Origin of the sequence: Arthrobacter sp. I3, assembly GCF_000520575.1 — a bacterium.
GTDB lineage: Bacteria > Actinomycetota > Actinomycetes > Actinomycetales > Micrococcaceae > Arthrobacter > Arthrobacter humicola_A.
On record NZ_KI914921.1, the window covers coordinates 39,977 to 49,151 of the forward strand.

Here is a 9,175-nt window from a genome sequence, read left to right on the forward strand (position 1 = left end):
GAGCCGGCAGCCGGGAACGGGCCGGCTCGAGGCCGGGCATGAGACCGCCCCGGCCGAGCTCCGCGTGATTACGGCCGTCAACACCGGCCAGTACACGAGCCCGTACCTGCCCGCGCCGTATGCGCCGGAAGCTGTCAACGGCCTCTCAGGGCGCTGGAGCTGGGACCCCGCCACGCTGAGCATCAAGGGTGTGGACACAAATTCCCGCGACCAGCAATATGTGGTCTCGTCCGTCACTCCGCAGCTCACGGCAGCGCTGCTGGCGGGCGCTTCCGGGCAGGTGCGCGGTGTCCCCGGACTGTTCCTCCGGGAACCGTCGAATGTTCCGGAGGTTGTGCGCAGCACGGCTAAAACTGTGACGGCGGGTGCCAACTCGCCGTATTCGCGGGCCATGGCCATCCAGAGGTATTTGCGCTCCGCCGAGTTCACTTACTCGCTGCAGTCCCCCGTGCAGGGCGGCTACGACGGCAACGGCCTGTCCGTGCTGGCGGACTTCCTGACCCAGAAGAGCGGCTACTGCATTCATTTCGCTTCCGCCATGGCCGTGATGGCCAGGCTGGAGGGCATTCCGAGCAGGATCGCCGTGGGCTACGCGCCGGGGCGCCCCACCGGGGCGACGGTGGCGGTCTCGGGCCAGGGCCCGCTTCCGGAGTTCGAGGTCGATGCCCGGGACGCCCACGCCTGGCCGGAGCTCTACTTCCAGGGCGTCGGCTGGGTCGCGTTTGAGCCGACGCCATCCCGCGGCGTCGTTCCGGCGTACGCCACGGATGCCGCCGCACGCAGCGGTGCCAGCACCAACGACCGCAACGACGCCCTGACCCCCGGTGACGGTTCCACCCAGGCACCGTTCCCGGCCCCCGGCACGGTCCCGCTTCCCGGAGCGGGCACGCCGGCGCCCAGCGGCGCCCAGGCGGCACAGGCGCTGTACGGTGTTGCCGCGGTGCTGCTGCTGGCGCTGCTGGTGGCCTCCCCGCGGCTGGTGCGCAGCGGCGTGCGGCGCCGCAGGCTGAGGACGGCGGCCCGCGGCAATCCAGGCGTCACGACCGGGACGGCGCTGCCGGCCTGGGCGGAACTGCGGGATCTGGCCACGGACTACGGGGTGGCGCCCGGAGCGAGCGAAACGCCGCGGAATTTCTCCGAGCGGTTGCGCGCCTCGACGGTTTTGGGGGAACCCGGCGGTGCGGACGGGCCCGGCCAGCGGGCCGCGGCGGCCCTGACCGAGGACTTCGAACGTGAGCAGTACGGCCGCCCGGGCGGCCTGGCCGGCCCGGCGCGGACCGCGGGCTCCGCGGATCCGGCCGACTCCGCCGCTGCCAGGATCGCCCTGGTGCAGGCCTCGCTGCGCGCCAACGCCGGCTTCCTGGTCCGGCTGCGCGCGGCCTGGCTGCCGCCGTCGGTCATGGCCGGCTGGCGGCGGGCCCTCCGGCTGCCCCGCGGGTTCCTCTCCCGGACAGCACTACGCACCCGGCGGGGGTTCGCGGGATCCTGGGGGAAGATCCGCAACTCCGTCCGCCGGGTGCGTCGCGGGTAGCTGGTGTGGCTAGCCGGCGTAGGGGTCGGCGATGCCGATGTACTGCGTGTAGAGGTATTCCTCGATGCCCTCGAGGCCGCCTTCGCGGCCCAGGCCGGACTGCTTGACGCCGCCGAACGGGGCGGCAGCGTTGGAGACCACGCCGGCGTTCAGGCCCAGCATGCCGGTCTCGAGCCGTTCGCCCATCCGGATGCCCCGGTTCAAGTCCCGGGTGAAGACGTAGGCCACCAGCCCGTATTCGGTGTTGTTCGCGAGCCGGACAGCCTCGTCCTCGGTGTCAAAGGTGATGATCGGGGCGACGGGCCCGAAGATTTCCTCGGACAGGATCCGGCTGCCCTCGCTCACGCCGGTGAGGATCGTGGGCTTGTAGAAGTAGCCCGGGCCCTCGACGGCGGAGCCGCCGGTCACGGCGACAGCACCGGAGTTCACGGCGTCGGTGACGAGTTCGTGGACCTTGTCCCGGCTCTTGGCATCGATCAGCGGGCCGACCTTGGACTCGGCCTCGGTGCCCCGGGCCGTGGTCATCTCCGCCATCTTCGCGGCGAACTTCTCCGCGAACTCCGCTGCGACGGACTCGTGCACGATGAACCGGTTCGCCGCCGTGCAGGCCTCGCCCATGTTCCGCAGCTTCGCCAGCATCGCCCCGGCGACGGCCGCGTCGATGTCGGCGTCCCCGAACACCACGAACGGGGCGTTCCCGCCCAGTTCCATCGAGGTCCGCAGCACCGTCTCGGACGCATCAGCGAGCAGCCGGCGGCCGACCTCGGTGGAACCGGTGAAGGACAGCTTACGCAGGCGCTGATCCTTGATCAGCGGACCCGTGGTGGCGCCGGCCGTGGAGGTCGGGATGACGTTCAGGACACCGGCGGGCAGGCCGGCCTCGACCATCACGGCCGCGAACAGCTGGGAGGTCAGCGGGGTCAGGTTCGCGGACTTGAGCACCATCGTGCAGCCGGCCGCGACCGCGGGGGCGATCTTGCGGGTGGCCATCGCCAGCGGGAAGTTCCACGGCGTAATCAAAAGGCACGGGCCCACGGGCTTCTTGGTCACCAGCAGCCGGGACTTGCCGTCCGGGGAGACCGAGTAGCGGCCGAACGCGCGGACGGCCTCTTCCGAGAACCAGCGCAGGAACTCGGCGCCATAGGTGACCTCGCCACGGGCCTCGGCCAGCGGCTTGCCCATCTCCAGGGTCATCAGGAGCGCGAAGTCCTCGGCCCGTTCGGTCACCAGCTCGAAGGCGCGGCGCAGGATCTCGCCGCGTTCCCGGGCCGGGACCTTGGCCCAGGACTCCTGCGCGGCGGCGGCCGCGTCCAGGGCCGCTTTGCCGTCTTCGGGACCGGCGTCGGCAATGCTGAGCAGGACCTTCCCGGTCGCGGGATCCTCGACGTCGAAGGTCTTCCCGGACACGGCCGGACGCCATTCGCCGTTGATGAGCAGACCCGTCGGAACGGACGCCAGCAGGGCGCTCTCCCGGTCCGCGGAAACAATAGGCTGGGCAGTTACAGTCACAATGACTCCCTCGTCAGCAATTCGGTTGAACTAGTGTGGGCACAAGTTTTTGAATGAGTTTTCGTTGTAGGCGCTCGTTCCCACAGGCAGGCACGGGCGTCTGGATTACTGCCACGCTACTGCCGCGCTCACTGGCAAGTCTATGCATGCGCGCACTACTGTATCCGAACTATGCTGTGCAGCTGCACAACCGTTCTGCGTGGGCGTGGAGCCCGGTTCTGGCCCCCGAGGCACGGCGGCGCGCCGGAACCCGCCGCCCGGCACCCACCTGGCTCAGCGCACGGCTCAGCGCGCGGCGAGGACCGCGGCATAGAGTTCGCGCTTGCTGACCTTCGCGTCTTCGGCCACTGCGGCGACGGCCTCCTTCAGCCGGATGCCCTGGGCTATCAGCCCGTTGACGGCGGCCACATGATCCTCGGGACGGCCGGGTTCGCGTTCCGGGGCGCCGCCCACCACCACGGCGATTTCGCCGCGCACTTCGCTGGACTCGGCCCATTCAAGCAGTTCGCGCAGGGTGCCGCGGATGACCTCTTCATAGGTCTTGGTGAGTTCACGGCAGACGGCGGCCCGGCGGTCGGCGCCAAAGCTCTCCCGCAGGGCCCTCAGCATGGGCTCCAGCCGGTGCGGCGCCTCGAAAAACACCATGGTGCGCCGCTCGGTGTCGAGATCCGCCAGCCGCGAGGAACGTTCACCGGCCTTGCGCGGCAGGAAGCCCTCGAAGCAGAACCGGTCCGTCGGCAGGCCCGACAGTGCCAGGGCGGTCAGCACGGCGGAGGGTCCGGGTGCGGCGGTGACGGTGAGGCCGGCCGCCACGGCGCCTTCAACCAGCCGGAACCCCGGATCAGAGACCGAGGGCATGCCGGCGTCGGTCACCATCACCAGGGTCTTGCCGGACCGGACCTGCGCCAGCAGGTCAGCCGTCTTGGCTGCCTCATTGTGCTCGTGATAGCTGATGATCCGGCCCGCCACGGTGACGCCGAGGTTCTGCACGAGGCGGTGCAGCCTCCGGGTGTCCTCCGCGGCGACGATGTCCGCCGTCGCGAGCAACTCCACGAGCCGCGCCGAGGCATCGCCCGCATTGCCGATCGGCGTCGCGGCGAGGACGATCCTGCCAGGCCCGCCGGAGGCGGACACAGCGGCGGAAACAGACGCCGAATCAGGGGCGGGAACGGCGGCGGCGTCATCGCCGTCGAAGGGAGGATCGAGGGGAGGAAGGGGGGAAGGGCTGGGTTCGTGGTCCACAGGACCAGCCTACTGCCGCCGGGGCGGGGGCCTGCGAGCACAGCTGCGAAAGGTAGCATGGGCAACGTGACCCAGACCCCCACGCGGCAGCCCGAGACTGGCCCTGATGCATCGCCGGCAACAGGTCCCGGCCGTCCCGACGGCCGGGCGGCCGGCAAGGACCGGAACCGCTTCAGCACCGGCCGCAACCTTGAAGGGCACCGCTGGATCGGCCGCCCCGCCGAGGCCAACACCCCGGAGGCCCTCCGGGAGCGCCTGATCGGCGGCCTCCAGAGCTGGCGGGACTACCCGGCGTCGCTTCGGCTCTGGTACTGGCTCATTCCCGTCCTGACGGCCGCGCTGGGCGGCGTCCTGCGGTTCGTCCGGCTGGACACGCCGCGCAACCTGGTCTTTGACGAAACGTACTATGTCAAAGACGCGTACTCATTCCTGGTCAGCGGATACGAGCGCAGCTGGCCGGACCGGGCGAACGACTCGTTCATCGCCGGCAACCCCGGCGTGCTGCTGAACACGCCGGAGTACGTCGTCCACCCGCCGGTCGGCAAGTGGATGATCGCCGCGGGCATGTGGCTGTTCGGGGCGGACAACCCCTTCGGCTGGCGGTTCGGTGCGGCCCTGACGGGGACACTGTCCATCCTCCTGCTGGCCCTGATCGCGCAAAAGCTCTTCCGCTCGCTCACCCTGGGTGCCGTGGCCGGCATCCTGCTCGCCGTGGACGGCCACCACCTGGTCATGTCCCGGACCTCGCTGCTGGACATCTTCCTGATGTTCTGGATCCTCGCCGCGTTCGGGGCCCTGCTGATGGACCGCGACGACGGCCGGAGGCGGCTCGCTGCCCGGCTCGGCCGGCAGGCCGCGGCCTCCGCCACGGGGCGGCCCTCGGCGCTGCAGCTCACCTCCGGGCCCTGGCTCAGCATCCGGTGGTGGCGCCTCGCGGCGGGCGTCTGCCTGGGCCTGGCGGTCGGCACGAAATGGTCCGCCCTGTTCTTTCTGGCCGGATTCGGCCTGCTGACCGTCTTCTGGGACCTCAGCGCGCGGCGCATAGCCGGCGTGCATGCCTGGATCAGCGGCGGCATCCTCAAGGACGGCGTCCCGGCCTTCCTGAGCATCGTTCCGGTGGCCGCCCTGGTCTACGGCGCCACATGGACCGGGTGGTTCCGGTCCACGGACGCCTACTTCAGGCACTGGGCCGACGCCAACCCCTCGGCGGAGTGGGGCTGGCTGCCGAACGCCGTACGGTCCCTGGCGCATTACCACCTGGAGGCCTACAAGTTCCACCAGGGCCTCAGTGCCGACCACCCCTACGAGGCCAGCGCCTGGAGCTGGCTGGTCATGGGCCGGCCCACGTCCTTCTTCTACGAATCCCCCGGGCAGGGCACCCCGGGCTGCGAGCTGACCAACTGCACCACCGCCATCCTCTCCGTCGGCAACCCGTTGATCTGGTGGAGCGCGGCCGTGAGCCTGGGTGTCCTGCTGTTCTGGTGGGCGGGCCGCCGCGACTGGCGCGCCGGCGCAGTCCTGGCCGGAGTGGCCGCAGGATATCTCCCCTGGTTCATGTACCCGGAGCGCACCACTTTCTTCTTCTACGCCGTGTCCTTTGAACCGTTCCTGGTGCTGGCGCTCGTCTATTGCCTGGGGCTGGTGCTCGGCCAGCGCGCCGACCCCCTCTGGCGCCGGCGGTCCGGGTTCTGCCTGGTGGCGCTGTTCGTGGTGGCGGCCGTGCTGGTGTCCGCGTTCTTCTACCCGGTCTGGACGGCCGAGGTGATCCCGTACCAGGACTGGCGCATCCGGATGTGGATGCCGTCCTGGATCTAGGGCAGGATTGCAGGGGAATGTCCGCCGAACTCCGGGCGGACCAGGAAATGGAGACTCGGCTGTGAGAGAAGCAAGCACCGGACTGCTCGTGGAGCTGGACCCGGAGAGCAACGTGACTGACCTGCTCCTGGAGCAGCACGCGAAGGATCCCGTGCACGCCCTCTACTCCCGCAAAGGCCCCGGCGGCTGGACCGACGTCTCCGTCCAGCACTTCCTGGAGCAGGTCACTGCCCTGGCCAAGGGCCTGATCGCCGGCGGACTCACGCCGGGCGAAACCGTCGCGGTCATGTCCGCCACCCGGTACGAGTGGACGGTGGTGGACTTCGCCATCTGGTTCGCCGGCGGCGTCACCGTTCCGATCTACGAGACCTCCTCCGCGTCCCAGGTCGAGTGGATTCTCCATGATTCGGGGGCCCGGCGGGTGTTCGTCGAGGACCACGCCAGGGCCGCTCTCGTCCAGGGCGTCCTGGACGCCTCCACAGTCCTCGGTGACCGGCTTGTTGCCGTCGTGCGGATGGAGCACGACGGCGCCGCACCGAACCTGGCGAGCATGGCCGCTGCCGGCACCGGGGTGACCGACGCCGAGCTGGAACGCCACCGGACCGCGGCGTCCCTGGCGGATGTCGCGTCCCTGGTCTACACCTCGGGCACCACCGGCAAGCCCAAGGGCTGCGAGATCACCCACGCCAACTTTGCCCTGGTGGCCAAGAACATCGTCCTGTTCCTGCCCGAGCTCCTCATGCAGCCGCGTTCCCGGACGCTGATGTTCCTGCCCCTGGCGCACGTCCTGGCCCGGGCGGTGCAGGTGGTCTGCCTGAGCTCCGGATCCACCCTCGGCCACACCGCCAGCGCCAAAGAGCTCCTGGACGATCTGGACAGCTTCAAACCCACCTTTCTGCTGGTGGTCCCCCGGATCTTCGAAAAGGTCTATGCCGGAGCCGCGCAGAAGGCGGACGCCGCCGGCAAGGTGCGGATCTTCACAGCCGCAGCGGCGGCCGCGATCGACTACTCCAAGGCCCTCGACGCCGCCTCCCGGGGCAACGGCACGGGCCCGGGGCTCGTGCTGCGTGCCCGGCACGCAGTCTTCGACCGGATCCTGTATCCCCGGCTCCGGCAGGCCTTCGGCGGCCAGTTGCGGTACACGGTCTCCGGCGCGAGCCCGCTGAGCTCCAACGACGCCCATTTTTTCCGCGGCGTGGGTATCCCCGTCCTGGAAGGCTACGGCCTGACCGAAACCACGGCGCCCTGCACAGCCAACACCCCGGCACGGACCAAGGTGGGCACCGTCGGCATCCCGGTGCCGGGCACCACGGTCCGGGTGGCTGACGACGGCGAGATCCTGGTCAAGGGCATCGGCGTCTTCAAGGGCTACCACGCGAACGAGGCCGCCAACGCTGAGGCCTTCGTGGACGGTTTCTTCCGGACCGGCGACCTCGGTTCCCTCGACGAGGACGGATTCCTGACCATCACGGGCCGGAAGAAGGACCTGCTGGTCACGGCCGGCGGCAAGAATGTCGCCCCGGGCCCGCTCGAGGAGAAGATCCGGGAGCACCAGCTGGTCGGACAGGCCGTGGTCGTTGGCGACGGCCGGCCCTTCGTCTCGGCACTGGTGAACCTGGACCCGGAAGGACTGCGCAACTGGTGCGCCGCCCGGAAGGTGCCCGTCATGGCGCCGGCCGAAGCCGCCGCGGACCATACGGTCCGCGCCGCGATCCAGGAAGCCATCGATGCCGCGAACCTCACGGTCTCCAAGGCCGAGTCGATCCGCAGCTTCGTCATCCTGGACGCCGACTTCACCGTGGAATCAGGGCACCTGACCCCCTCGCTCAAACTCAAGCGGGCCGCCGTCGTGCGGGACTACGAACAGCACATCAACCGGATCTACGGCTGACAACGCCAACCGGCCCGTCGTCAGACGGTGTGCCGGGTGCGCGCCGGGCCCTCTGCGTCGCTGCCGGCCGTGCCGTCTGCCGCGGGCGCAGCCTCGGCGGTGGCGCCAGTGCCGGCGCCGGCATCAGTATCGGTGCCCTTGGACGTGGCGGCGGCCTTCTTGCCGAGGCCGCGGCGCCGGCGCGTGGGCCAGGTCAGGACGAGGGTGCCCAGGGAAGCGAGCAGCACGAGGCTTCCAATGACGATCCCGGCGTCCATCCAGAACTGGCCCGGGAAGAGCCGGATCAGAGTGTCCTGAAGCGTAAATGTCCAGGTCCCGTTAGCGAAGAAAATACGGTGGAAATCGGTGAAGAACTGCTCCCAGCCGAGTACCGCGAGGGTCCCGAGGCCGATGATGAGCGCAAGGGTGACGATCGAGCCAGCGAACAAGCCGCGGCGGACTCCCCCGTTATGGCGGCGCTTGAGGTAGATCACGGCCACCAGGCCCAGCAGGATCAGCAGGGTACCGGCGCCGAAAGTGGACAGGATCACGGCCTTGACGTCGGCCATGTGGCTGACTTCGCCGTCCTTGAACAACCGCTCCCCGCTTTGGTCCACAAGATCGCCGAGGTAGCGGGGTCCCGACCAGTTGCTGAGGTAGTCCACCGCGTAGGAGCCGTACGTCATGCGGTCATCGGTGCTGAAGCCGTAGCCGTCACCGGGGAAGCCCGGACGGTTGTATTCCACCCAGAGGAACAGGGGGCTGGTCACGGCGCGGACGGCGAGCACCAGCAGGATGACCGGGTAGAACACGGCGAGCAGCACCTGAAGCACCCGAGGGAGGACGGGCTTGGCCTTGGCCGCCTGCTCGCGTTCGGCATTACGGCGTTCGGCGTTGCGGCGTTCGACTTCGTCCTCGGGGGCGATGTCAGGACGTGCGCCGGCTGATGCGCCGGCTCCTGCCCCGCGCGCCTTGTCATCCGACGGGGCAGCATTCGACGTGGCAGCATTCGACGTCGTCACATCCGACTGGGCAGTATCCGACGGCCCCGTGGCGGCGGCCTCGGCCGCCTTGCGGTCGGCGCGGCTCTCCGGCTGGCTGGCGGTGGGCGCTGCCGACGGCGCTGCCGTGCCCTCAGCTGATCCCGCTGCTGCGGCTGATCCTGTCTTGCCGGCGGCTGCGGCCGGCCCTGCCTTGCTGGCGGCTGC

The 9,175-nt window shown here is 69.8% G+C and carries 6 protein-coding genes; 3 read left to right on the plus strand and 3 right to left on the minus strand.

What is annotated here, in order from left to right; genetic code table 11:
- A partial coding sequence (locus Y706_RS28075) for a transglutaminase TgpA family protein (RefSeq protein ID WP_043435874.1) occupies positions 1-1,531 on the plus strand: 1,531 nt, incomplete at its 5' end.
- A 9-nt stretch (positions 1,532-1,540) separates the two neighbouring features.
- On the opposite strand, the gene Y706_RS0110095 is transcribed toward Y706_RS28075, so the two are convergent.
- Complete coding sequence (locus Y706_RS0110095) at positions 1,541-3,040, minus strand: NAD-dependent succinate-semialdehyde dehydrogenase (protein ID WP_028276497.1); 1,500 nt, start codon at positions 3,038-3,040, stop codon at positions 1,541-1,543.
- Between the two features lie 285 nt (positions 3,041-3,325).
- On the minus strand, positions 3,326-4,174 hold the full coding sequence (rsmI, locus tag Y706_RS0110100) for a 16S rRNA (cytidine(1402)-2'-O)-methyltransferase (protein WP_028276498.1): 849 nt from the start codon (positions 4,172-4,174) through the stop codon (positions 3,326-3,328).
- Between the two features lie 165 nt (positions 4,175-4,339).
- On the opposite strand from rsmI, the gene Y706_RS0110105 reads away from it, so the two are divergent.
- Positions 4,340-6,097, plus strand: a complete 1,758-nt coding sequence (locus tag Y706_RS0110105) for a dolichyl-phosphate-mannose--protein mannosyltransferase (RefSeq protein ID WP_028276499.1) — start codon at positions 4,340-4,342, stop codon at positions 6,095-6,097.
- 61 nt (positions 6,098-6,158) lie between these two features.
- The gene (locus Y706_RS0110110) at positions 6,159-7,988 is read left to right on the plus strand and encodes an AMP-dependent synthetase/ligase (RefSeq protein WP_028276500.1); all 1,830 of its coding nucleotides are present in this window, start codon (positions 6,159-6,161) and stop codon (positions 7,986-7,988) included.
- 20 nt (positions 7,989-8,008) lie between these two features.
- Here Y706_RS0110110 and Y706_RS24785 read toward each other — a convergent pair.
- A partial coding sequence (locus Y706_RS24785; protein WP_043435886.1) for a TIGR01906 family membrane protein occupies positions 8,009-9,175 on the minus strand: 1,167 nt, incomplete at its 5' end.

What these genes read in the sequence shown, in the direction of transcription:
- Y706_RS0110105 (WP_028276499.1), top strand. Translation starts at nt 4,340, where the DNA reads ATGGGCAACGTGACCCAGACCCCCACGCGGCAGCCCGAGACTGGCCCT.